The following is a 25,944-nucleotide window of genomic DNA, read 5'->3' on the forward strand; positions in this document are numbered from 1 at the left end:
CATGAAAAGCTACTGATGTTAAATTCTTTTTTGCTTTTCATACTAGATGAAATTGCTGAATTTAACAGGAAGGGGGTTGAGAATTTGAAGATGCAAATAATAAAGAAATTTGGGATTCTTTTTTTGACGGGGGGAATTTTCTTTACACAAACGAGCGTACTAGATTATATTCCAAATAAAGTTTATGCTGCTACGAATGAAAAGCAAGGAACATTTAGTGTGGATATAGATAAGAAAAATATCAAAGTGAATGAAAATGTAGTATTAAAAATTACAAATAAAAACAAAGAAGATTCTCGTATTGAACTTGCATTATCCGATGGTCAAGTCTTCAATGAAGAAGAAACAAACAAGCTGAATGAAAAAAATAAAGCGGCTCAAGTTATATATCTACCTGAACAACGAATAATTCAAATTTCTAAAAAAGAGAAAAGTGATGATATAGGTGACGTTTCTCTCGTTATTCAAATGAAAAAAGTTGGCGAATATACATTTGCACCAATTGTCAAATCTAAAGGACAAGATAAGAAAGTAAAGGCAACAGTGTTAAGAGTGGAAGAACAAGAAAAACAGCTTTCTGATTTTAAAGAAAAACGTATTTTCACTCAACAACAGAATGAGAGTCCAGAAGATAACAGATCTACTAAGGAAATGAAAAATAAAGTGAAACAAAAAGAAGTTGAAAAAGCAGAACAAATAGAATCCAAAGCAAAGGCACCGGAAAAGTCTGAGGAACAAACAAATGTAACAAAACAAGAAAATCTACAACTAGATGAAAATAAGAAACATGAGACAAAACAAGCGCCCGAGAATGCGGATTACATTGCAAATGTATATGATGAGAAAACTTGGCATGCTGCTTGGGACAATCCTAAAATACAAGTAATCAATATTACACAGGATTTCTATACAATGGATCATATTAACTCAGGTGCTGTTACATTTAAGAACTATTATAATCAAGTGAATCGCGAATTAACAATAAAAGGGAATGGACATACAATTGATGCTGGTAGTGAATCTATCTCATTGTATGGTATAAATTGTAAAATAAGGGTTGAAAACTTAAATATTTACCATCGGAATTGGTATGGATTTATTACGACGGCTTTTGGTGCAAATAATTCAGAGATAACTTTTCATAATGTAAAGGATACTGGGGCACAAATGCTACATTCCTTTAATAGTAAATTAATTCTTTCAGGAAATATTGAAAATAATGAAGTTGGTTCATACACTTCACCAATTAATGGATATACTTACAATGTAGTAAACTCCTCTAATGGTGACGGAACAGATGGAATCGCTGTCCGAGGACAAGCGAACTGGGAAGTTGCGGATGTTACTGTGAAAGAAGGAAGTAAAATTAAAGCGAATGGGTATAGTACCGTTTCGAATTTTGCTATTCAAAATGGTGGAAATGTTCAAATTGAAAAAGATGTTTCTATCCTTTTTGATAATTCAGCTTCAGAAAATCATACAGATACTGATGCAAGTCCATCTATTTTTTTCTATGGAGCGGGTTCGCTAACACTGGGAGAAAATAGTCATATGAACATAATTAATGGACCAGGTCGTGCATATCGCCCAAGTGCGATTTCTATGGCTAACAATAGTAAGATATCGATTAAAAAGAATGCTGTACTAGATATTGAAATTCAAAAAGATGAAGTTGGTTATGGTAGAAATGAAAGTCCCATTTATATGGAAGGAAACAGTCAGTTCTTTGTAGATGATGGCGGTAGTTTTCATCTAAATGTAAAAGGAACGAATGCTGGAAGCGCTCCAGCGATTGTGAATATGGGGGCAGGAACATTTAAAGTAGGGAAAAACGGCACTTTTACAGTGATAAGTGATATGACATCTCCCAATTATGGATTAATATATATGGGAAATGGATCAACTTTTCAATTTTCAGATGCTAAGAAAATTGATTTGCAATTAACAAATCCTAATAGTCCTTCAGCACTGATTCAAATGCCTTCAGGAGAATGGAAAGTAGATGTTCAACGTGTCTATCAATGGAATAAAGGAAATATAACTCAATCGCCTGATTATAAATGGACACCGATTTTTGGAATGGCAATTCCATATGTGAATACAACGGTTGGGAATATTAGAGCGCAATCAGTAAATGAAGACATGCTTCGTGACTTTAAGCAACATTTTAATTCGGCTAAAGCACAACGAATCGTTTTCGATCATATACCTGATTGTAATGTGAAAATCACGAATCAGCCTTCCGATAATCCGAAAGATGAGAATTCTTATATTGTGGTAGGGAAAACTATACCAAATGCGTATGTTCGCTTATCAGGTAGTTCTTTTACGGAAAAGGATCATACAATCAAAAGTCCTGTTCAAGGCGAGGATATTCCTAAAGAAATATCTGATAATTTCACAGTGAAAGCTGATAGTGAAGGAAACTTTAAGTATACAATTTCACCTACACGTCATTTTGTAGCTGGAGATAAAATTGTTGCTTTTGCTTTTAATGAAGGGAAATATAGTGAATATTCAGTAGAAGTTTTAGATACAACGCCACCTGTAGGTACTGGAGAAAAGATAGAAACAGCGTTAAATGATACTACAGTTCCCGCACTATCAAATTTTATCAAAGAAGAATCAGATACGAATCCGAACAATAAGAAAATAAATTATTTATGGAGTGACAAGAATACGAGTGACTTGCAGACAATGTTAAAACAAGAGGGGACACACGAAGTGTATATTGTATTGGAAGACGACAATGGAAATACGAGTCAACCAATTAAGAGTGAACTAGTTGTTCATGCTACAGCTGGAGAAATCCATGCAACCGATATTAAAGCCCGTATAAATGATATACAATCTATGTCTAGAGAAGAGTTTAGACAATTCCTTTTAGATGAAAGTCATGTGAAAGCATGGTATGTAGCTGATTTTAAATATCATGATGGAGAAAAAGATGTTCAAATCCGTAATTTTGATCAAATAAAACAAGAGAAAGGAAGCTACATAGTTGAATTGTTCTTATCTAAAGATTTGACAAAACAGCGAGAAGATATTGTGAAAAAGATAAATCTAACGATTGACGAAGGAAATTTAGAATTAATTGCTGCGCCAGAAAAAATTTCTTTTGAAAACATTACAATTCCATCTAGAGAAAAAATAGTAAATCGCAGTAGCATGCAAGGCGAGATTGTTGTTTCAGATCAGCGACAACATAAAAATGAATGGAAAATTTATGTGAAGCAAGTAAAACCATTGACGTCTCTTGAAAATGATGTAATATCAGATGGATTTGTATACAGTAAGGGCGGTCAGGATATTGTACTGAGCGATCAAAATTCTTTAGTGTATCGTCATAAATCAGAAGATGATCAAAATGTGCATATTAACTGGAAAGATTCTGAAGGAATTCGGTTAAAAGTTAAGCCAGGTCCGAATGTCAAAGTGAATGAGACGTATCAGGGTGAATTAGAGTGGACCTTAACAGATACTCCGCTGTAAACAATCTAGTAGAATTCATCGGATGAGTTGAGCATAGGACTTCTCTAACGTAGGAATAAACTAATATTTCTTAACACTGTTTGCAAGGGCAAATAGTGTTTTTTTGATTCGTAATGCAACTCGCCACTGAAACGTTGCGGAAAAGCGAAGTAGCTTTTCGGTGAAATAAGAAGAAGGATAACGTATCCTATAATTACAGGAAGAGCAATAACTCGAAGAAAATTGGACGCTTGCATTTCTTCCATAAGTTCCATTATGACGATAAAAGTTAACTCTTATTTTCCTTAGCTATTTCTCATAATTCCCTACATGTTTTAAAAAATATGAAAAGAAATAGCGTACAATTTTTAAAACGAGTTACTCTGATTGTAGTGAAACTTTATTTTTATGTATTGTCTGTTTTGAGACGAGCCTGCCTCAAAAGTATAACTTTTGGGCGGCTTTTTTTGTTTATATGTTTTAGTAGCAGTGAGGTGCGAATTGTGTTGGTTAGTTGATCGCTTGTACCGAAATGCTAATATAGGATGAAGAAATGCCGTTATATTTGCTAAAAAGCACATATGCTTTAGTGCTCCTAGAAACAGCTAATTTATCGAGAGAAAATTTTAAAGACGACATTGCGACTGTAGAAGGTGCGGAGTGAAAAGAAGTGAATGCTGAAAAAAGAAGCAGGAGGGAAAATGATATCCTGCTTCTTTTTTATTTGGAAATAAATGGGTTGTTTTGAAAATAAAATCGCCAAGGGTAATGGACAGCTTCTTCTGCGTAATCAATATTAATGCGCGGGCCTTTTACTATTTCATATTGAGAAGAGAGGTGCTGTGATTCAGGCACTAATTCAATATATAGTTTGTCTCCTTGTAAAGAGAGTCCACGTTCTTCTAACGTAATGTTAAGCGCGCGGCATAACTTACCAGGTCCATTCGTCAAATTTTTATATTGTGTTTTCGTCAGTTCCATCTTTCCATATCGTGCCAGTTTCATTTCTTTTACTCCCTCGGCTGGCTCTAATGCCCGAATGAGAACGCCTTGGGGGATACCAACTGGTGCGGTAATTACATTAAAACAATGATACATACCGTAAATAAGATATACATAAGCATGTCCTGGTGCACCAAACATAATTTCCGTTCGTTCTGTTCGTCGCCCTCCATAACTGTGTGCGGCTTTATCATCCGGTCCTTTATATGCTTCTACTTCAACGATATATCCGCTTCGTTTCACTCCATCTACGATATGGACAAGTTTCTGTCCAAGCAATTTTTTCGCAACGTCCAATGTATCACCTTCATAAAAGGGAGGAGGTGCTTTCATGTTCATCGCTCCTTTCTTGATGATATATGTTTTTGGTACCTGTAAAAGCTCGATTCGCAAGAGAGTCTAATTCGTGAGAGATGAAGAAACTTTTCATAAATGAAGGTTTCTCTTTATATTAAACCAAATTTATAGTAGTAATTCTAACTCGTTCTATTTCGCATATTTCTTTCATAAATTATGGATAGGGTAAAGCAGCTAAGAGGAGGAATGTGTCATGATTTATCGCTTATTGGCTCTTAATATAGATGGGACGCTATTACAGAACAATGGTAAAATCCCAAAAGGCACAAGAGAAGCCGTTGATTTTGTAAAAAGAAAAGGCGTATATGTGACATTATTTACAAATCGTAATTTTCAATCGGCTCATAAAATAGCGAAATCTTTAAAGTTAGATTCTATATTAGTTACGCATGGTGGCGCGTTTATTTCAGCAACATTAGATAAGCCATTCATGCAAAAACGACTATCTGAAGAAAAGACTTTTAATATTGTGCAAGTATTAGAACATTTTGAATGTAATATTCGGATTTCACATGAGCGCTTTTCAATTGGGAACAGGGAACGCAATACCCCAAATTTAATTGCGCGCACTGTGTTATCGAGTGCAGACCCGCTCTTTTATCCCGTTCAATTTGTCGATTCATTAGGGGATGCGCTGCGCGATCATCCTGTGGCAGCTCCTAAAATTGATGTCATCTTTCATAGCCAGGGAGAAAAGGAACGAGCGTTTAAGACATTGCAGAAAGCATTTGCAGATATAGAATATGTGGAGTGTGATACAAGAAGGTTAGAAATCCTACCGTCTCATGTATCAAAATTAAGTGGATTACAAGTATTAGGGGAGCATCTCGGTATTCATGTAAATGAAATGGTAGCGATTGGAGATAGTTTAGAAGATCTTGAAGTGATTGAACATGTAGGCCTAGGGGTAGCGATGGGAAATGCACCTCTTCCGCTCAAACAAGCAGCAGACTGGATTACGCGTTCTAATAATGAAAATGGTGTGCAGTACATGATTAAAGAGCATTTCCGTAAACAATTCCCACTTCCGTTTTTAAAAAATCATACGCAAATGCCAAAACGGTGAGAAAAGAAGAAATATCGTTAATAGTTTTAACCTTGCTATTTACAGGCAGTAAGACTTCTATCTTAAAGTTCAGAGAGGAACAAGGAAGGTAGGTGGGAACGCATAATCAGTGGGCACCTTGCAAAAAATAAAATGGATTTCATCAAAATGTGAAGTATAGGAGTCTATCACCTGTATATAACAGGTGATAGACTCCTTTTTCTTATGAAATGGTCTTTTTCAGTGGTGTCTGTCTATGAATAAAGTTTCTTTTTTTAGCCATACAAATTTCGTGAAAAATTCCCAAATTAAGCCTGACATTTCCATAATATTCATTTATAATAGGGAAGTTGTGGGGTGATGGCTCCTTATTATGAGTTTTAGGATTTATTTTCCAGTTCAGTTAGTTTAATATCTTTTTTCTTGTAGAAGTTTTTGGAATATCTTATCCCAATGGCAATAAAAGGGGGGATTTTATGAACTCAAAAAAATGGTTTGTACTATTTTTAGTCTTTGTTGTTATTATGTCACAAAGTTTCATGCCAATCACTGCAAAGGCACAAGAATTAAATTCAGTGGGATTTGTAGATAGTATCGAGTTTGAGAGCACAGATTTATATTATGGACAAAGAACGAAAATCACTGTGAAATTTAGTGAAAAAGATAATTATGATTTACAGCCTGGAGATGTATTAACATTAACCTTACCTCAAGAACTAAAAGGATTTAATAAAAAAGTCGCATTAGATGATTATGGTGTTTGTGAAATATCATCAGGCATTGCGCAGTGTACATTTAATGAAAAGGTAAGTACGCATACAAATATAAGAGGGAAATTTGGTATTGATATTCAAGTTACAAATGTAGAAGTAGATCAGAAGAAAGAAATACAAACTAACTTAGGAACACTTTTAGAAATGAAAACCATAACTATTACAGGTCCAAGTAGCGGTGGTGGTAATGGTGATGGTGAAGAGCAAAAAGGACCATTTTCTTACAAAGGAGGTTATATAGATCCAGATAATACCCATGAAGTTCAGTGGTATTTGATGGTCAATTATAATAAGGATACTTTAAATAAAGATATTACGATAACTGATAGCTTACAAGGTGGTCAAAAATTAAAGAAGGATCATTTTTATATAGTGGTTGAAAACAGTGCAGAATATAGAGGTCTTACATTAAAAGATTTTGAGAGCCAAGGATATGGAACAATAAAATTTGTGAATGATTCAACTTTCAATATTACTTTTAATAAAAAGAAAGCTAGTGCTACTAGATTTTCAATTATGTATAACGTAGATATAACTGAAGAAGGAGAGAAACTTCAATATCTAAAAAATAAGTATACTATTAAATATGAGATAGAAAATCATAGACCGGTGTCTATGTCAGAAGTTGAACAAATTGAAAATATTACACTATATGGTGAGGCTGAAGGGGATAGACAGGAAAAAGATAAAGAGAAACCACAAGTGGAAGGCATGGGTGAAGAGAAAGAAACCGAAGAGACATGGGAAACAACAGATGAATTAAAAGAAGAGCACCCAAAACCGGAAACAGCGAAAGAATTGGAAGAAGAGGAAGAAGAGAAATTACAGGATCCAAAAGTAGAGAAACCACAAGTAGAAGGTATGGGTGAAGAGAAAGAAACTGAGGAAACAACGGATGAATTAAAAGAAGAGCACCCAGAACTAGAGCCAGAAACAGCGAAAGAATTGGAAGAAGAGAAACTACACGATGCAAAAGTAGAGAAACCACAAGTGGAAGGCGTGGGTGAAGAGAAGACAACAGAAGGAAGGGAATTCAACGATTCAAAAGCAGAAGAGCAGGGAATGGAAGAGACATGGGAAACAACAGATGAGTTAAAAGAAGAGCACCCAGAGCTGGAAACAGCAAAAGAAGAGGAAGAAGAGAAATTACAGGATCCAAAAGTAGAAAAACCACAAGTAGAAGGCGTGGATGAAGAAAAAGAAACTGAAGAAACATGGGAAACAATGGATGAATTAGAAGGGCAACCACAGCCAGAAGAAACAAGTCGGTTTGGAAAACATCAAGTACAAGCGAAATCCGAAGTACATGGATCATCAAAAGGTGGCGGAAAACAATTGCCACAGACGGGTGGTCATATGTCATATGGAGGACATGTAGGTGGAGTGTTGTTTGTGCTAGGACTATTAATGTTAGTAGTGAATAAAAGAAAATATAACTAGATTGATTTAAACGGACTATTATAGGCATATAATAGTCCGTTTTTTAGTTAAGTTAAGCATTTATGAGTTACATAAAATGGTGATTTAATGGGAAGAGAAAAAGAGGGGATGCAATACATGGTTTACATAAAAAAGTAGTAAAATCTTCTATATTGACCTAAAAACGCCCTTCAAGTAAACTAAAGAGAGTTTACAAATGAAAAGGTGATAAGGGTTGTTAATTTCAATTAAAACGTTACAAGATGATCGTTTTTTACGTCCGCTACAACATATTAGTGGCTTGTTTTTTGAGGAGAGTACGATAGGGTTTGAGAAAGAAGGGGCAAATCTTATTGTTGATATACAAATTGAAGGAAATGTAATGGCTTCTGCCTGTTTAACAGACGTTGTGACAGGAAATGTATATAAGCAAACATTTTCTAAAGATTTATCTTCTTATGGAGTAGAAAAAGAACGTATGAAACAAGTGAAGCATGTTGTTTCCTATGTGTATCTTTCAGTTTTACAGCAACTAACTGGAATAAAACAGAGCTGGGGAATTTTAACAGGGGTACGTCCAACAAAACTTCTTCATAAAATGCTACAAAGTGGTATGTCAAAAGAAGAGGCGCATAAAGAACTTCGTGATAGTTATTTAATTGATGAAGAAAAGATTAAATTATTGCAGCGCATCGTCGATTGTCAATTATCAGTTATTCCTGATTTATATCGCTTAAAGGAAGAAGTAAGTATTTATATCGGTATTCCGTTTTGTCCAACGAAATGTGCGTATTGTACGTTCCCGGCTTATGCGATTAACGGGCGCCAAGGCTCTGTTGATTCATTCTTAGGCGGTTTGCATTATGAAATTCGTGAAATTGGTGCGTTCTTAAAGGAAAAGGGAATTAAAGTTACGACGATTTATTACGGCGGTGGTACACCGACAAGTATTACAGCAGAAGAGATGGATATGTTGTATGAACAAATGTATGAATCCTTTCCAAATGTGGAAAATGTGCGTGAAGTAACGGTTGAGGCAGGGCGTCCAGATACCATTACACCAGAAAAACTAGAAGTATTAAATAAATGGAATATTGACCGTATTAGCATTAATCCGCAGTCGTACCATCAAGAAACGTTAAAGGCGATTGGGCGCCATCATACAGTAGAAGAGACAATTGAGAAGTATCATTTAGCACGTAAAATGGGAATGAACAATATTAATATGGACTTAATTATTGGTCTTCCAGGTGAAGGGTTAGAAATCTTTCAGCATACGTTAGCTGAAACGGAAAAGTTAATGCCAGAATCATTAACTGTGCACACACTATCATTTAAACGTGCTTCTGAAATGACGCAAAATAAGCGCAAATATAAAGTTGCTGGTCGCGAAGAAATTACTGCGATGATGCATGAAGCAGAAGAGTGGACGAAAAAACATAATTACGTACCATACTACTTATATCGTCAAAAAAATATTTTAGGCAACTTAGAGAATGTAGGGTATGCGATGCCAACGCAAGAGAGCCTCTATAATATTGTAATTATGGAAGAAGTGCAGTCTATTATTGGTCTTGGTTGCGGTGCATCAAGTAAATTTGTTCATCCGAAAACAGGAGCCATTACGTATTTTGCCAATCCGAAAGATCCAAAGTCATACAATGATGGCTATGTAAAATATACAGAAGATAAGCTAAAGATTTTAGAAGAACTATTTTGTTAAACGAAAATAAGTCTGTCCTTTTGGATAGGCTCTTTTTTTGGTAGTGATGAGGTGGCGAATTTTGTCGTCTGATCGATATTTCGTGTCGAATCGCCGATATTTTTCATTTTGCGCTGATATTTCGTGCTCAATCGCCGATAAAAGTGCTACTTGCGCCGATATAATTTCATATATCGAGACCGCTTCTGTGATGATGTATGTTTTATTTCGCTATTTTAGGGCAATAACAGCCCGAGTGGTGATCATGTCGAGAAACATCAGAAAAAGAAAGTAAAAATGTGAAGGAAATGTCTATCTATACACGAAATGATAAATTTATGAAAGTATAAAGGGGGCATATTTTGGCATGTATATGACGATTGGGAGAATTTTTGATTTAACAGTTGGTAAGTATCCAAATAAAGAAGCATTGGTAGAACCGGCAAGAAATATTCGCTGGACATATACAGAATGGGATGAACAAGTAAATAAAACGGCGCATGCTTTATTAGCTGAAGGGGTGAAAAAAGGGGATACTGTATCGGTTTATTTATATAATTGTCATGAATTTGTAAACGTTTACCTAGCTTGTTCTAAAATCGGCGCAATCTTTAATCCAATTAATTTCCGCTTAAAAGCAAAAGAAGTCGCTTATATTCTTCAAGATGCATCCTCAAAAGTTGTTGTATTTGAAAAAGCTGTTGAACAAACAGTTGCCGCTATTGAAAAAGATTTCCCAAACAGTTCTTTTTGGTATATAGAAGATGACAAACCGAATTATGCTGAGTCATATCATGAAAAAGTACAGGCTGCACCATCAACAGAAGTCGATATAGTAGTAGAAGAAATAGACTTTTGTTCTATGCTATATACAAGTGGTACAACAGGTCATCCTAAAGGCGTGTTACATCGTCATCGTGAAATTGCAGAGCATAGTATGATTTGTACATATTTCTTAAAGTATAACAGAGATAGTATCGGGCTTTCGGTAGCGCCGCTTTATCACTGCGGAGAATTAAATGCTGGCATTTTGCCGCGTATTCAAGTCGGCGGAAAAAATGTTATTTTACACCACTTCGATACAAAGACAGTATTACATTCGATAGAAACGGAAAAAATTACAACATTCTTTGCCGCGCCAACGATGTGGAATATGATGTTACAAGAGGATTTGTCACAGTATGAATTACAATCGATGAAGGTTGGGATATATGGCGGCGCGGCAATGGCACCGGCACTTGTGAAAGAATGCAAGGAGCGTCTTTTTATTGATCTTGTCCAAATTTATGGTATGACAGAAATGGGACCAGTCGTTGCTTTTTTAGTAGAAGAAGATCAAATTACGAAAGCTGGTTCTGCGGGGACGCTTTGCTTTAGTCATGAAATTCGCATTGTGAAGCCGAATGAGGAGGGACCATCTGAACCAGATGATGTATTACTTCCTTATGAAGTAGGGGAGATTATTTTGCGTGGGCCATGTATGATGGCGGGCTATCATAATCATGATGAGGCGACAGCAAAAGCATTGTACAAGGGGTGGTACCATTCAGGTGATTTGGGATATTTAGATAGAGATGGTTATTTATATGTGGCTGATCGTGTAGACGATATGGTAATTAGCGGTGGAGTGAATATTTATCCGCGTGAAATTGAAGATTTCCTTCATAGTCATCCAGGTGTATTGGATGTTGCTGTTCTTGGTGAACCAGATGAATTGTGGGGGGAACGTGTTGTTGCAGTAATCGTGAAAAAAGATGAGTATGTAACAGCAGCTGATTTAGAAAAATTTTGTAAAGAAAGCGACCAATTGGCTGATTATAAGCGTCCACGCCATTATATATTTGTCGATGAACTTCCGCGAAATGCAAGCGGAAAGCTTCAAAAATTTATACTCCGTGAGTCGTTAAAAGGTGCGAAGAAATAGAAGAAAAACAGGAGTCAAAGGGCTCCTGTTTCATTCTTATTTACGTGAAAAGCCTTCTTCATCTAGGTATTCCGCTGCTTCTGGATAGGAATTAAATGTACCATCTAAGTTTAAGCTGGCGTACACGTTCCACATATCGTCTTCGTGAATGAGTGTAAGCGTATGACCATCTTCATTCCGCCATTCCTCTTCTGTTACCGGTGCAGCTTGTACCACGATTTCTTCTGGGGTATGTGATAGCCGCTCAATTGCTTTTTGAATGAGTGTTCGCAGTTCATCTGCTGAAAAATCGCGGATATTTACCATGCCTTTATCATCTGTTTTATAACCGCTAATTCCACTTGCATATACGAAACCATTTCCATTTGGGTGTAAATGATAGACAACGTTCTTTTTATCTAAACGACTTTCTTCAAAGTGAAAGTTAACGCGCTTTAACGATACATTTTTTCTTTCTAGTTGCGGGAAGGACTCGATAATTGATAATTTCTCTTCAAAAGTTAGCATAAAGCCTCCAAAGTATATAGTATAAGATTTAATTTGTTCATTATAGCATAGCGCGTTCTTTTTCTAAAGATGGAAGAGATCATTATATGTAGTGGTCAAAGTTGTTTTTTATCTTTCTACATACAGTGTTTATATGAATCTATGTTTGTAAGGTTTTAATATCGATATATTAGTATTTTATATTAAAGTTGACATTTAAAATTTTAGACAGTATAGTAACATTTTGTATTAGCAATATGCTATCATTAAGAATATATGAATTTAATCTTCCTTTTATTTGGAGGAGCGTTAAGCTGGAGGGAATATTTGATGTACAAACAGTTACCACATGGTGTAAAAATTGGGATTACGCGCTCAATTGTTGCTTCTTTTGAACAGTATATGAAAGACATTGAGTGGAATGCGGAAAAATTTGATATGCAACAGTTTGTTGAGCAGTGGAAACAATACTTATACACAAGATCGACTTGGCTTCATAAAGTAGATCGTGAACTAAAAGAACATCCAGATTTCCATCAAGCATTAGCAATGAGAGTAAACGAGAAAATAAATGAGCTAATTAATGAAGAGCCGACGGAAGAACAGAAAGAACAATTAAAGAAACATAAGGTAAAACATGTGGATGAAATGTGTAAATTAGAAGCACAGTATCATATTGACCGTTTACTTGTAACAAAATAGATTTTACATAGAAAAAGAGCCTATACAAAAGGATGAGGGACTCCATTCTTTTGTATAGGCTCTTTTAATGATAGAAATAAATAAGGGAAGACATGTTTACTCTGCCTTCTCTTATTTTATTAATCTTGTGGTACAATTGCTTTCCATGTGGATAAGTCCATCTCTTTTTTCAGTACGAAAGAAACAGGGAAGATAAATGACCACGGTTTTGTTGAATTTGCTTTAATTTCAAGGTTTGGTAATGTAAAAGCACCTTTCACAACTATTTCGCCAGATGCATCTTCGATATGAAGTGGAAGCTGCTTTAGTTGAATATTACGCTTGCAGCCATTACGGATTAAAATAGTCGCATGTAAATCGCCATTTTCTTTTTGAGCAGCTTGTAAACCTAAGAAGTTTAACTCACCATTTTGAGGAGGTGTTAAACTTTCTACAAAGTTGCGTAAAGCTTCCTTACCTTGTGGAGATAGTTGTGTTTCCCAAGTCGGATCTAAATCTAAGCGATGCTCGCCCTCTAATTCGAATGCTAATTGCCAATCTGTTTGAGATAATTCTGCATCGGTAATTGTTTCTTCATCGAATGTGAAAACCCAAGGCATATTTACATTGGCAGGAATATCGCCAATGTCTGATAAGTTAAATGTTTTACGTGCGCACAGCTCATCCTCTTTATTTAATAGTAATAACGTTACTTCTTCGAAAGAAATTGGCTTCGAAATGCTGCTGCGAATAAAAGCAGCTACAGCATAGGAGCCCTCACGCTTTTCAATTTCAATCCCAGATAAAGAAATTTGATTTTCTTGTAAACGTGGTAACTCTTTATGTAAGAACTGATAAATATATTTTTGTTCTTGAGCTACTTCCCCCCAGCTAGGATGAAAATATAGAACAGGTTTCACTGTTTTATTTTGGGGAGTTGCTTCTTTTTGACCAAATAATTGATCACTTGAAACAGCGGAATCCTTCCCTTTTTTCTTTGCTCTTTTTAAAAATGACAGCATAAAACTTCACCTCATTATACGTTTTGTGGCACTGTTAAGTGACGTGCGACATATCGGCACATATCTTTTTCGAAAGTGCTATATGTATATAAGAAAATTTCCAGCCCTTCTTTTTGATAAAGGCGTGTCGGGTCTTCTTGTTGATAGTGTCTTAGTCCAATACCTTCTTTTAAATGGTTCATTGCTTCTAAGTGGTTAATCCAGTTTTGATCTAGGAAGTGAAGACCAACTTGGCGTAATGACTGTTGTAAGTCTGTATGGCTATCTAGTTCTTTGACGCGCTCAATATAATCAGCAATTGTATCTTTTAATTCAGCCTGTAAATCTTCAGGAGAATGGATATTATTAGCCGATAGTTCTGGGAACGATTCAGATGGTAAAACTTCCTGTAAAGCAGCTATTAATTTTGTGAAATCCCATTCTTCCGGAAGCATTCCTTCTAGAAGATGTTGTTTTGCAATGGCATCGACTGCATGTTCAATCATCGGAATGAAAGTTTCTATCATATCTGTTTCCTCATTTAAGAAACGATTGCGAAGTTTATAAATGACATTTCGTTGATCATTAATCACATCATCTAATTTTAAGTTATATTCACGCATAGAGAAATGGCTACCTTCACAAATTAATTGTGTACGGTTAACAAAGTCATGAATTTTTGCTGATTGAATAAGACCTGAACTGTCTGCTTGTAGTGATTTTTTTAACTTTTCCACTTCTTCATGTGCAAAGCGCTGGATTAAATCATCTTCTAATGAAAGGAAGAACTGAGAACTTCCAGGGTCACCTTGTCGACCAGCGCGTCCCTTTAATTGGTTATCAACGCGGCGAGATTCATGGCGCTCTGTACCGATTACATGCAATCCCCCAAGCTCATGAACACCTTCACCTAGCAAAATATCGGTTCCGCGTCCAGCCATATTTGTCGCAATTGTAATTTGTCCTTTTTGACCGGCTGTTGCAATTAAGTCCGCTTCTTGCTCAGCGCTTTTAGCATTTAATAACTGGTAGGACAATCCAGCTTCATCTAAATAACGAGCAACCGTTTCGGATTGCAAAATGGACATTGTCCCAATTAAAATAGGTTGTCCCGTTTTATGACGTTTGATGACTTCTTCACGCACAGCTTTATATTTAGCGTCAGCGGTTACGTATACGACATCTTTTTTATCTTCACGAATAACAGGACGATTCGTTGGAATCGGGATCACTTCCATATTATACACACGGTTGAATTCTTTTTCTTCCGTTTTCGCTGTACCAGTCATTCCAGATAATGTAGGATACATACGGAAGAAGTTTTGAATTGTAATCGATGCTTGGGTTTGATTTTCCTCTGTAATTTGTAAGCCTTCTTTTGCTTCAATTGCTTGATGTAATCCATCGCTTAAAGAGCGTCCATCCATCACGCGCCCTGTAAAAATATCAACGAGCATAATCTTATCATCATGGACAATGTAGTCAACATCTCGTTGGAAGGTTACATGCGCACGTAGCGCTTGAATCATATAATGATACAATGTTTGATGTTCAAGATCATATAAGTTATCAATATCAAATAAATCTTCTATTTTCGAAATTCCTTCCTCTGTGAAACTAGAAGATTTTGTTTCTGCATCGTATGTATAATGCAAAGTATCTTTAAATGATTGAATAACCTTTGCACATAAATAGTGTAATTCAGAACTACTTGATTTTTTTCCAGCGATAATAAGTGGTGTTTTAGCTTCATCAATTAAGACACTATCGATTTCATCAATAATCGCAAAATGGTACGGGCGTTGTACTTGATCTGCTAAGGAAGGAGCCATATTATCACGAAGATAGTCAAATCCGAATTCTGTTCCGATACCATATGTAATATCAGCTTGATAGGCAAGTTTCTTTTCAGATGGATCAATTTGTGGGATGTTTAGCCCAACTTGTAAACCAAGAAACTCATGCACTTGTCCGATTAACTCTTTATCCCGTTTTGCTAAATAATCGTTTACTGTAATAACATGAACCCCTTTGCCTTCTAGAGCACGCACATATGTCGGTAAAGAAGAAACGAGCGTTTTCCCTTCACCAGTTGGCATTTCAGCGATATTTCCTTCTAATAATACAAGTCCTCCAATTAACTGAACATCATAGTGACGCAAGCCAAGTACGCGCTTTGCGGCTTCACGTACAACCGCGAATGCCTCTACTTTTATATTATCAATTGTTTTTCCGTTTTGGAGCATATTTTGAAATATCGTTGTTTTTTGACGCAATTCTTCATCTGATAAACGTTCCATGTCCGGTTCTAATTGATTTATTTTATTTACGAGTTGTTCATACTTTTTTAACTTTCTTTTCTGAGAATCTCCTAACAGCTTTTTTACCGAATTCAGCATTTTGTAACACTCCTCTTACTGACAATAGCTTCATTATATCACATGTTTCTCTAGAAAAAGTAGAAGGAGTAAATAGAAGAAAAATATGGGTAATAAACTTACATTTCATACATTTTATTTTCGATAGAAAAAGAAAGAGAGTATTCAATATATGAGAAATTTGGTATGATAACTTAATGAGATAAGGTGGTGCTTGTACGAATTTTGAAGAGCATTTCGAAAGAGAACATCCTACTATATATAGAAGTGGTCAGTGTTTTTATCAGCTATGTTATATGAAATGAAAAAGAAAATGAATGTAAATTTTCTTTTTGTTTCATGGCTATGGTTTATATGCTCGGAAAGTGAATTTATATATATTGTGTATACACTTTATCTATTTGAATATTTCGATAAAAATATTCAAAATTCATTCAATATATGAAAAGAAAAGAGAAGGAACATGAATAAAAAGTTCGTTAAAGGGGCTGCGATTTTAACGATTACAACGTTTCTATCGAAGCTGTTGGGAAGTTTTTTTCAAATCCCATTACAAAACATTGCAGGAGATGAGGTATTAGGTATTTTTCGCCTTGTTTTTCCTGTATATATGATAGCTTTAACTTTATCGGTTGCCGGGGTTCCAGTAGCGATATCTAAATTAATAGCAGAACTTCATGAAAAGAATGAGCAAGAAAGGATAGCGAAATTATTTACTTCTGCCTCTATTATAGGCAGTATATTTGGATTAATTGGCTGCGTTGTTATTGTACTTGGATCTAGCACAATTGCTAATATGCTTGGAGGGCAAGAGACAAGACTGTCACTTATTATCACTTCATTTGCACTTTTGGTTGCGCCGTATATGGCAGTATATCGCGGGTATTTTCAAGGGTTTGGAGATATGGCTCCAACTGGCGTGTCACAAGTGATTGAACAGTTTGTTCGCGTGTTTTTTATGCTGACAATTGCGTATGTATGTGTTGTTTGGAATGAAAGTAGCGATGTCGTAACAGGTGGGGCGATGATTGGCGCGGTTCTTGGCGTAATGAGCTCACTGCTATACTTGCGTGTCCAGTATAGTAAAAGTCCATATCGTTATAAGACGAAAACATACACATTTCAAGACTTGAAACGAGATGGAAAGAGAATATTGCACATTTCGATTCCGATTGCAATTGGCGCGTTATCTATGCCCATTTTAAATTTAATAGACTCCATTACCATTCCGAGTTTACTGCATGAATCCTCTGAAACGATTCATGCGCAATTTGGTATATATAGTCGCGGCTTTGCTTTTACGCAATTAATTGTCGTGTTTGCGAGTGCTATGGTATTTCCGCTAATTCCATTATTAACGTCAGCTTTAACGAAGCACGACACCCAGTTAGCGAGAGTAACAGTGCAGCGTACAACAGAACTTGCCCATGTTTTAACAATGCCTATGACAGTTTGGCTCATTGCGTTAACAGTACCTTTAAATGTAGGTTTGTTTACAGATGCGAAAGGGAGCGGTATGTTAGCCGTTGTGATTGGTAGTTCGTATTTTACTTCACTTATGGTATTATCAATAGGTATTTTGCAAGGCATTAATCATTCGATGAAAGCTGCATGGATTGTGATTTGTGCAAGTTTCGTAAAGATTATATTCAATATTGTACTTGTGGGAGAGTTTGGTATAAGCGGAGCAGCTTATAGCACGCTGTTTATATATATATTGATTTGTATTGTAAATCAAATGTATATTCGTAAATATCTTGCGTATTCCATTCATATAGGCAGATTTTTTGCTGTCATTTGTGTATCCTGTATTTTAGGATTTGGTTTATATGAGGTATCTACTACCATACCTGTAACGGATTCAAGATTTTTTGCGCTTTTATACAGCGGAATCGCATTTTGTTTGGCAACGCTATTATATGGTTTATGTGCATTAAAACTTGACTGGATATCGAAAGAACAGATATCCTTTTTAAGGAAATAGAACATTTAGTACTCTCATTTGTAGAGATTCATATCCGCTGATGCGGAATAGATAAAAGCAATGAATAGCTTTAGTAGGGAAGCTATTAGTTTTATGTTATCAAACCTTTTTTATCAAGGAGTTGATGGCCATTTGTTTAAGTACAAAAAGAGTTGATTGCGAAATGTTGGAGGAGATTAAGAGTGCGGTTAGTTTTATCAGGATATTACGGTTTTTATAATGTTGGGGACGAAGCGATTTTGCAGTCAATTATTAAGGCATTACATGAAGAGGATCCTACTCTTCAACTTGTTGTACTTTCCAATGATCCTGACTATACAAGGAAAATGTACGGTGTAGAAGCAGTAAATCGCTGGGATATAAAAGCGATTTATCGCGAGATAAAACAAAGTAATGGTCTCATTAGTGGAGGCGGTAGCTTATTACAAGATAAAACGAGTATTAAAAGCATCTTATATTATACAGGTATTATGCGCTTAGCTCGTTTTTTGAAGAAACCGTACTATATTTATGCACAAGGAATTGGTCCCATTACAAAGAAGCAAAATCGATTATTAGTAAAATGGCATGTGTCAAAAGCAGAATATATCTCAGTGCGTGATGAAGACTCTTTTCTGTATTTAAAAGAAATTGGTATTAAGAAAGGTATTGAACTTGTCCCTGACCCCGTATTAGCTTGTCAGCCAGAGCAGCAACATTCAGGCTGGTTACAAAAGCAATCTGTTCAGGGGAAAGTGATTGCAGTGAGTGTTCGTTACTGGGATGCAAAAGAAGATTATATGAGAAAGTTAGCCGAAACGTTAAAGAAGTTTAAGCAAGAGGGCTATCATATTTTGTTTGTACCGATGCATGGACCGTTCGATCAAAATGCATCTCGTGATATTATTAATTTAATGGGGGAAGAAGCTCATATGCTCCCGTATAAAATGGATATTCACGAAAAAATTGCTATTTTATCAGAATGTTCCCTGTTAATTGGAATGAGACTCCATGCGCTTATATTTGCTGCAGTAGCAAATATACCTATGATTGGTATTTCATACGATCCAAAGATTGATTCCTTTTTACAACAAGTGAATCAGCCGATCATTGGCAACGTAGATGGAGATTGGACAGCGGAAACATTATATAGCATGGCGATGAAACAACTTCAACAAAAAGAAAATGTACAGTTGACACTAGGTCAGCGCGTGGAAGAATTACGTGAACAAATTTCAAAAGCTTCCAAGCACATTATTTATGATTTACATACAAGAGAAGGGGCAAAAAGAGAAGTGAAATCGAAAATTTAGAAGTCATTCCCTCTTTTATAAATAACACTAAAAATATATAAGAATGAGAGAACGAATCAATATGATAATCTAGCTTCTAGATTATGAAAAAATATATCAATAATGTGAGTGAATAAAAAAGATCAAGGTGATTGTGACACCTTGATCTTTTTTATTTATATGCTTTTCGCGAAAAGAAGTCTGTTTTGTCGTATAAAGTCGAAAAATAGTAACAATTAGATGTTGAAATATGACGATTGTACCTGTTATAGTTGAATATAGATATATCTAAAGAATACGAATGTAATTTAGATGAAATCCTTTATATATATGTATTTTTTTGATTTTATTGGAAGTTATTTTTCCGTAGAAATAGAAAATTACATATTTAAGAAATTGAAATGTTACCATTTTTGTCGAAATTAACTGTTGAAAAATGTTTAAAAATATCCAAAAATGGTGTATTATGTTTATTGTTCTACTTTATGGATGATTTTTTCATTCTATTAAGATGAATTTTTAACACATTATATTTACTAGTTTCATAATTTATCAAAAAATACATTTTTATACATACATTATGAAGCTAGTATTACATTCCTGAAGGAGGAAATAGATAAAATGGCAAAGAATAACTCTTACAAAAAAGTAATCGCTGGTACAATGACAGCTGCAATGGTAGCAGGCGTTGTTTCTCCAGTAGCAGCAGCAGGTAAAACATTCCCAGACGTAGAAAATCACTGGTCAAAAGACTCAGTTTACTACTTAGTAGAAAAAGGTGCTATCAAAGGTAACGATGACGGTACATTTGCTCCTGACCGCACAGTAACTCGTGCAGAAGCAGCTACAATGATGGCTCAAATTTTAAACTTAAAAATTGAAGAAAATGCAAAACCATCTTTCAAAGATGCTCAAGATCACTGGGCTTCAAAATTCATCGCAGCTGTAGAAAAAGCTGGTGTAGTTGCAGGTAAAGGTGACGGCACATTCGATCCAAATGGAAAAATCGATCGTGCTTCAATGGCAGCTATGCTTGTAGGAGCTTACAAATTAGATTCTAAAGTAAGTGGAGAATTAAAAACGAAATTCGATGACTTAAAAAATCATTGGGGTGAAAAGAAAGCGAACATCCTAGTTGAATTAGGAATCTCTGTAGGTACAGGTAGCGCTTGGGAGCCAAACAAATCTGTAACTCGTGCAGAAGCAGCTCAATTTATTGCAAACACTGATAAGAAGTTCGGTGCAGCAGCAAAAGTTGACTCTGCAAAAGTAGCTACATCTCAAAAATTAGAAGTTAAATTCGACAAAGCTGTTGAAAAATTAACTAAAGAAGATGTGAAGGTAGCAAACAAAGCTAACAACGATAAAGTATTAGTTAAAGATGTAACTTTATCTGAAGATAAAACAACTGCTACAGTTGAATTATACGGTAAACTAGAAGCTAAACAAACTTACACTGTAGATGTAAATAATGTTGGTAAAACAGAAGTAACTGTTGGCTCTTTAGAACCAAAAACAATTGAAATGGCTGATCAAACAGTTGTAGCTGGAAAAGCAACTAAATTACAATACAAAGTTACTGATGAAAACGGTACTGAAATTGTTTCACCAACTGGTATTGAATTTGAAACTCCAGCTGCTGAAGGAACAATTAAAAACGGTGAGATTACTTTAGCAAAAGGTACTTCAACTACTGTAAAAGCAGTATACAAAAAAGGCGATAAAGTAGTAGCTGAAAGTAAAACTGTAAAAGTTTCTGCTGAAGGTGCTACAGTAGCTTCAATCTCTAATTGGACAGTTACAGAACAAAATAAAGCTGACTTTACTTCTAAAGATTTCAAACAAAATAATAAAGTTTATGAAGACGACAATGCTTACGTTCAAGTAGAATTGAAAGACCAATTTAATATGGTAACAACTGGAAAAGTTGAATATGAATCATTAAATACAGAAGTAGCAGTGGTAGATAAAGCTACAGGTAAGGTAACAGTACTAAGTGCAGGAAAAGCGCCAGTAAAAGTAACTGTTAAAGATGAAAACGGTAAAGAACTTGCTACAAAAACAGTTGAAATCGAAACTTTTGCTAAAAAAGCAATGAACGAAATTAAATTAGAAAAAACAAACTTAACTCTTTCTACAAAAGATGTAACAGACTTCAAAGTAGAAGCACCGGTATTAGACCAATATGGCAAAGACTTTGATGCTGATAAAGTAGAAGTAAAAGTTTACGATAAAGATGGCAAAGAACTAACAAAACATGCATTAAAAGCTGATTATAAAAACAAAGAATTAGTAGTAAATTCTAACGGCCAAGAAGCTGGTAAATACACAGTAGAATTAACAGCTATTTCTGGTGAAAAAGAAGTTAAAGCTAAATTAGCATTAGAGTTAAAAGACCCAGGTTTATTCTCTAAATTTGAAGTTCGTGGTTTAGAGAACGAATTAGATAAATATGTTACTGATGAACACAAGAAAAATGAAATGACTGTTTCGATTCTTCCAGTTGATGCAAATGGTTTAGTTTTAAAAGGTGCAGAAGATGCTGAATTAGAAGTAACAACAACAGATAAAGAAGGTAAAGAAGTACCTGCAACTAGTGCACAAATTTCTGTAAAAGATAACCGTGTAATTGCTCTTGGTACAGATGTAAAAGCTGGTGAAACTTATAAAGTAGCTGTTAAATTAGATGGTAAGTTAATCACAACTCACTCATTTAAAGTTGTTGATACAGCACCAGCTGCTAAAAAACTAGCAGTAGAATTTACAAGCACAACTCTTAAAGATGTGGCTCCAAAAGCTGATTTAAAAGCTGAGCTTGCAAACATTCTATCTGTTGATAACGTACCTGCAACTGAAGCAAGTGCAACTGTAACTGATGTGAAATTTGTTTCTGCAGATACAAATGTTGTAGCTGATGAAACTGGTTTATTTGGTGAAAAAGGTTCAACTTCTGTCTTTGTTAAAGAACTTACTGTTAAAAAAGGTGAGAAAACACAAAAAGTTGAATTTGACAAACCAGTAAGAGTAGCTGTAATCTATTAAAGAAGCACCAAAAAACTAATTTAAAATCATTTGATACATTAAATGATTAGTAAAAGCCTATGAGAAAATAGACAAAAGTCTATGAGTATCATAGGCTTTTTATTTGGTTTACAAAATAAAAAATTCTCAATTTTACTATATATCTTTATTGAGAAATATATCCTCACCCTATCAAAACCTCTTGCAATATATGTAAAGATTTTGTAAATCCCAATATTTTCTTACTAAAAATAGATTAGAAATATGAATGATATTGTCGAAAAACGAGGTATATTGTCATTAAAAGTCTGAATATTACAGATGCTGCAAAAAAATATTTGGATAATAATGTGTTTATTTGTGATATAATTCCATTTGTGTATTTGATATACAAATGGAAAAATTGATCCTATGGAATAGTAGAAGTGGTTTTATTATTGACTATATCTTGATAACACAATAAAAAGTTGAATTATCGGAAAATGTCGAATCTTCTTTTGATAAAACTGTTGAAAAAAAATAACCGAATATAGTATGATGAACTTGTTTCAAAAAGATAGTAAAAATGTATTATTTTACCTAATATTTTTTCTACTATCTATAATTATGTGAAACTCTTTGGAATTTGTATGTATGTTTGTATGTAGTTTTTCGATTAATAGGTTTATAAGTAACTAGTTTTCAAATTACATATGATTATGAAACTAGTAACATAGTCCTAAAGGAGGAAAAGAGAGAAATGGCAAAGAATAACTCTTACAAGAAAGTAATTGCAGGTACAATGACAGCGGCAATGGTGGCGGGAGTTGTATCTCCAGTAGCAGCGGAAAATAAATCGTTCCCAGATGTTCCATCTGATCATTGGGCAGCAGAATCCATTTATTATTTAGTAGATCAAGGTGCTATCAAAGGTAAACCAGATGGCACATATGGTCCAAGTGAAGCGATTGACCGCGCTTCTGCAGCAACGATCTTTGCACAGCTTTTAGAATTACCAATTGATGAAAATGCTCAGCCATCTTTCAAAGATGCTAAAAATACATGGGCTGCAAAATACATTGCGGCAGTTGAAAAAGCAGGTGTTATCGTCGGTGACGGTAAAGATAACTTCTATCCAGAAGGTAAAATCGATCGTGCTTCTTTCGCATCTATGTTAGTAAATGCATATAACTTAAAAGATAAAGTAAACGGCACATTAGTGACAAAATTTGATGACTTAAGAGGACATTGGGGCGAAGAAAAAGCAAATATCCTCGTTAACCTTGGCATTTCTGTAGGTACAGGTAAGGCTTGGGAGCCAGATAAATCTGTAACTCGTGCAGAGGCAGCTCAATTTATTGCACAAACACATAGTAAATATGGAAAAGAAGATAACAGTGAAGCGAAAGTAACGAACGTTTCTGTTTCTGGACCAACAGAGTTAACATTAACTGGTACAGGATTGAAAAAGCTTGCTGCTGAAGATGTAACGCTTGAAGGAAACAAAGCGATTGCAATTCAAGCAAGTGAAGATGGAAAAACAGCAACTGTAACACTTAGCGGTAAAGTTGCTCCAAATAAAGATCTTACTGTAAAAGTAAAAGATGATTCATTCAATGCGAAATATGTATATGAAGTGAAAAAATTACGTGTAGAACCACTTACATTTGATGACGATCGTGCAGGTCAAGCAGTTGTATTTAAAGTGAATGACGAAAAAGGCAACGCTGACATCGAATATTTAGATATAGCTGGTTACGATGTGAAATTTGTTGCGAATAACTTAGATGGTACTCCGGCAGAAATCTTTGAAGGAGGTTCTGCAGAGTCAACAACTGGTAAACTAGCTGAAGGTATCGCTGAAGGTAAATATAAAGTGGAAGTACAAGTGACAAAACGCGGCGGCATTACCATTACAAACACTGGCTTTATCGAAGTGAAAAACCTTGATGCAGAAGCAACAGCAATTAAAAATGTTGTCTTTGCAGTAGATGCAAATAGAGACGGAAAAGTAAATTATGCTAAAGTACTAAATGGAACAGACTTTACTTTAAATAGTAAAACATTAGTTGCTGGTGAAAAAGCAGGTATCCATAAAGTTGTTGCTCAAATTAATAAAGAGAACAAAGTTGTTGATCCTAATGCAATTAGCTTGAAATCATCTAATCCAGGTGTTATCTCCGTGAAAAACGGTGAAATTAAAGCGGAAGCAGCTGGTTCTGCAACACTTACTGTTAAAGTGGGCGATGTAACAAAAGACTTTAACTTTGTTGTAAAAACGGATGCACGTAAACTTACAACTGTAAAAGCAAATCCAGATCAATTAAAAGTTGTTGAAGGCAAAGAGTTACCAGTAACATTTGTAACAACTGACCAATATGGCGATCCATTTGGTGCAAACACTGACGCAATTAAAGAAGTGTTACCGCAAACAGGTATTGTAAAAGCTCTAGATGTTACTACAACAAAAGAAGGTTCAATTGGCACATCTTCTATTCTAGTAAAAGGTGCGAAAGTGGGAGCAGGTACAATCCACTTCCAAAACCCAAATAACAATGCAAGCGGCGAAGGTTACGGCTCACTTCATGTTGAAGTTACGAAGAGCAATATCGGTCATGACGCTCCACGTTTCGAGCTAGTTTCTAAAGCAGGTCAAAAAGATCAAGCAGCAGATACTACACTTGCAGCAGGAAATACAGTTGCATATCAATTATCTAACTACACTACAGAAGGTGTATATGCAGATGCAGCAAGCTTAGAAGGTTACGAATTTAGAGTAGGTAATGAGGAAATTGCGGAAGCTAAAATTGATGGAAAAGCATTAAAAGTAACAGGTAAAAAAGCAGGTGTTACAGATGTTATTTTAACGAAAGATGGCGCTACAGCTGGACACGCTACAATTACTGTTACACAAGAAAATATTCAAATTACATCTGTTAAATTTAAAGATGTAGAAGTGGAACAATTTGAAAATCGTAAAGTAGATATTCATAGAGTGCTTGACGTTGTGAAGAGTGATAAAGATGATGTTATAAACGGTATCAAATTAAATATCAACACAGAACATAAAGTACGTATTGTAGATGATGCAGCAAATCCAGAACAAGGTAAACTTTACCTTGACCGCAACGACAATGCTACATTTGATGGTAACGATGTTGCGCTTGGTTATGTAACAGCTGTGAAATCAAATGATACAGTATCTAAAGAAGGAAATGAACTATTCGACTTCTTAGCTGATGAAACTGCTGATAAGAAAAATGATGTCTTCAAAGGTGTAACAACTGCATTTGGAGATAAAGGTACAGTTATCTTTAAAGTATTGAAAGATAGAGTTGCACCAACTACTGAGTATGGTACAAAAGCTGTAACAATCAACGTAATTAAAGAAGAAATCTAATTGATTACTAATCCCTGCGCTACTAGTGGCGTGGGGATTGTTTTTGTTCT

14 protein-coding genes are annotated in these 25,944 nt (G+C 35.2%); 10 read left to right on the forward strand and 4 right to left on the reverse strand.

Annotation, left to right across the window (positions count from 1 at the left end; all coding sequences use genetic code 11):
- Positions 1 to 90: 90 nt before the first annotated feature.
- Positions 91 to 3,492 (forward strand): pectate lyase-like adhesive domain-containing protein, encoded by a 3,402-nt coding sequence (locus MR059_RS15910; protein WP_306464849.1) that lies wholly within the window; start codon positions 91 to 93, stop codon positions 3,490 to 3,492.
- 699 nt (positions 3,493 to 4,191) lie between these two features.
- Here MR059_RS15910 and MR059_RS15915 read toward each other — a convergent pair.
- Positions 4,192 to 4,806, reverse strand: a complete 615-nt coding sequence (locus tag MR059_RS15915) for a DNA-3-methyladenine glycosylase (RefSeq protein WP_011983804.1) — start codon at positions 4,804 to 4,806, stop codon at positions 4,192 to 4,194.
- Positions 4,807 to 5,023: 217 nt separating this feature from the next.
- On the opposite strand from MR059_RS15915, the gene MR059_RS15920 reads away from it, so the two are divergent.
- The 4 genes from MR059_RS15920 to MR059_RS15935 all read left to right on the forward strand — a co-directional run bounded on the left by MR059_RS15920 (position 5,024) and on the right by MR059_RS15935 (position 11,693).
- Complete coding sequence (locus MR059_RS15920) at positions 5,024 to 5,896, forward strand: Cof-type HAD-IIB family hydrolase (protein WP_011983805.1); 873 nt, start codon at positions 5,024 to 5,026, stop codon at positions 5,894 to 5,896.
- 455 nt (positions 5,897 to 6,351) lie between these two features.
- Complete coding sequence (locus MR059_RS15925; RefSeq protein ID WP_242161890.1) at positions 6,352 to 8,088, forward strand: collagen binding domain-containing protein; 1,737 nt, start codon at positions 6,352 to 6,354, stop codon at positions 8,086 to 8,088.
- Between the two features lie 214 nt (positions 8,089 to 8,302).
- Positions 8,303 to 9,790, forward strand: coding sequence for a coproporphyrinogen III oxidase (locus MR059_RS15930; RefSeq protein WP_011983807.1), 1,488 nt, complete (start codon positions 8,303 to 8,305; stop codon positions 9,788 to 9,790).
- 346 nt (positions 9,791 to 10,136) lie between these two features.
- Positions 10,137 to 11,693, forward strand: coding sequence for a fatty acid--CoA ligase (locus tag MR059_RS15935; RefSeq protein ID WP_011983808.1), 1,557 nt, complete (start codon positions 10,137 to 10,139; stop codon positions 11,691 to 11,693).
- A 36-nt stretch (positions 11,694 to 11,729) separates the two neighbouring features.
- Here MR059_RS15935 and MR059_RS15940 read toward each other — a convergent pair whose 3' ends face one another.
- Positions 11,730 to 12,200 (reverse strand): hypothetical protein, encoded by a 471-nt coding sequence (locus MR059_RS15940; RefSeq protein ID WP_011983809.1) that lies wholly within the window; start codon positions 12,198 to 12,200, stop codon positions 11,730 to 11,732.
- A gap of 309 nt (positions 12,201 to 12,509) precedes the next feature.
- Here MR059_RS15940 and MR059_RS15945 point away from each other — a divergent pair, with 309 nt between their 5' ends.
- On the forward strand, positions 12,510 to 12,881 hold the full coding sequence (locus MR059_RS15945; protein ID WP_011983810.1) for a hypothetical protein: 372 nt from the start codon (positions 12,510 to 12,512) through the stop codon (positions 12,879 to 12,881).
- A 119-nt stretch (positions 12,882 to 13,000) separates the two neighbouring features.
- Here MR059_RS15945 and MR059_RS15950 read toward each other — a convergent pair whose 3' ends face one another.
- Together MR059_RS15950 and secA2 are read right to left on the reverse strand one after the other, a co-directional pair.
- The gene (locus tag MR059_RS15950) at positions 13,001 to 13,882 is read right to left on the reverse strand and encodes an accessory Sec system S-layer assembly protein (RefSeq protein WP_011983811.1); all 882 of its coding nucleotides are present in this window, start codon (positions 13,880 to 13,882) and stop codon (positions 13,001 to 13,003) included.
- Positions 13,883 to 13,896: 14 nt separating this feature from the next.
- On the reverse strand, positions 13,897 to 16,260 hold the full coding sequence (gene secA2, locus MR059_RS15955) for an accessory Sec system translocase SecA2 (protein WP_011983812.1): 2,364 nt from the start codon (positions 16,258 to 16,260) through the stop codon (positions 13,897 to 13,899).
- Between the two features lie 442 nt (positions 16,261 to 16,702).
- Here secA2 and MR059_RS15960 point away from each other — a divergent pair, with 442 nt between their 5' ends.
- The 4 genes from MR059_RS15960 (at position 16,703) to MR059_RS15975 (ending at position 25,894) form a co-directional block, all read left to right on the forward strand.
- A complete protein-coding gene (locus tag MR059_RS15960; protein ID WP_011983813.1) occupies positions 16,703 to 18,223 on the forward strand; it encodes a putative polysaccharide biosynthesis protein in 1,521 nt (506 codons plus the stop codon).
- Positions 18,224 to 18,405: 182 nt separating this feature from the next.
- The gene (gene csaB / locus MR059_RS15965) at positions 18,406 to 19,515 is read left to right on the forward strand and encodes a polysaccharide pyruvyl transferase CsaB (protein ID WP_011983814.1); all 1,110 of its coding nucleotides are present in this window, start codon (positions 18,406 to 18,408) and stop codon (positions 19,513 to 19,515) included.
- 600 nt (positions 19,516 to 20,115) lie between these two features.
- Positions 20,116 to 22,536: an S-layer homology domain-containing protein gene (locus MR059_RS15970; RefSeq protein WP_242161891.1), complete on the forward strand. Its 2,421-nt coding sequence runs from the start codon at positions 20,116 to 20,118 to the stop codon at positions 22,534 to 22,536.
- A gap of 718 nt (positions 22,537 to 23,254) precedes the next feature.
- Positions 23,255 to 25,894: an S-layer homology domain-containing protein gene (locus MR059_RS15975; RefSeq protein ID WP_048723137.1), complete on the forward strand. Its 2,640-nt coding sequence runs from the start codon at positions 23,255 to 23,257 to the stop codon at positions 25,892 to 25,894.
- Positions 25,895 to 25,944 lie beyond the last annotated feature (50 nt).

Source organism: Bacillus cereus group sp. BfR-BA-01522 (assembly GCF_022662635.1).
Lineage (GTDB): Bacteria > Bacillota > Bacilli > Bacillales > Bacillaceae_G > Bacillus_A > Bacillus_A cytotoxicus.

What these genes read in the sequence shown, in the direction of transcription:
- MR059_RS15910 (WP_306464849.1), top strand. Translation starts at nt 91, where the DNA reads ATGCAAATAATAAAGAAATTTGGGATTCTTTTTTTGACGGGGGGAATT.
- MR059_RS15915 (WP_011983804.1), bottom strand. Translation starts at nt 4,806, where the DNA reads ATGAAAGCACCTCCTCCCTTTTATGAAGGTGATACATTGGACGTTGCG.
- MR059_RS15920 (WP_011983805.1), top strand. Translation starts at nt 5,024, where the DNA reads ATGATTTATCGCTTATTGGCTCTTAATATAGATGGGACGCTATTACAG.
- MR059_RS15925 (WP_242161890.1), top strand. Translation starts at nt 6,352, where the DNA reads ATGAACTCAAAAAAATGGTTTGTACTATTTTTAGTCTTTGTTGTTATT.
- MR059_RS15935 (WP_011983808.1), top strand. Translation starts at nt 10,137, where the DNA reads ATGTATATGACGATTGGGAGAATTTTTGATTTAACAGTTGGTAAGTAT.
- MR059_RS15940 (WP_011983809.1), bottom strand. Translation starts at nt 12,200, where the DNA reads ATGCTAACTTTTGAAGAGAAATTATCAATTATCGAGTCCTTCCCGCAA.
- MR059_RS15945 (WP_011983810.1), top strand. Translation starts at nt 12,510, where the DNA reads ATGTACAAACAGTTACCACATGGTGTAAAAATTGGGATTACGCGCTCA.
- MR059_RS15950 (WP_011983811.1), bottom strand. Translation starts at nt 13,882, where the DNA reads ATGCTGTCATTTTTAAAAAGAGCAAAGAAAAAAGGGAAGGATTCCGCT.
- secA2 (WP_011983812.1), bottom strand. Translation starts at nt 16,260, where the DNA reads ATGCTGAATTCGGTAAAAAAGCTGTTAGGAGATTCTCAGAAAAGAAAG.
- MR059_RS15960 (WP_011983813.1), top strand. Translation starts at nt 16,703, where the DNA reads ATGAATAAAAAGTTCGTTAAAGGGGCTGCGATTTTAACGATTACAACG.
- MR059_RS15970 (WP_242161891.1), top strand. Translation starts at nt 20,116, where the DNA reads ATGGCAAAGAATAACTCTTACAAAAAAGTAATCGCTGGTACAATGACA.
- MR059_RS15975 (WP_048723137.1), top strand. Translation starts at nt 23,255, where the DNA reads ATGGCAAAGAATAACTCTTACAAGAAAGTAATTGCAGGTACAATGACA.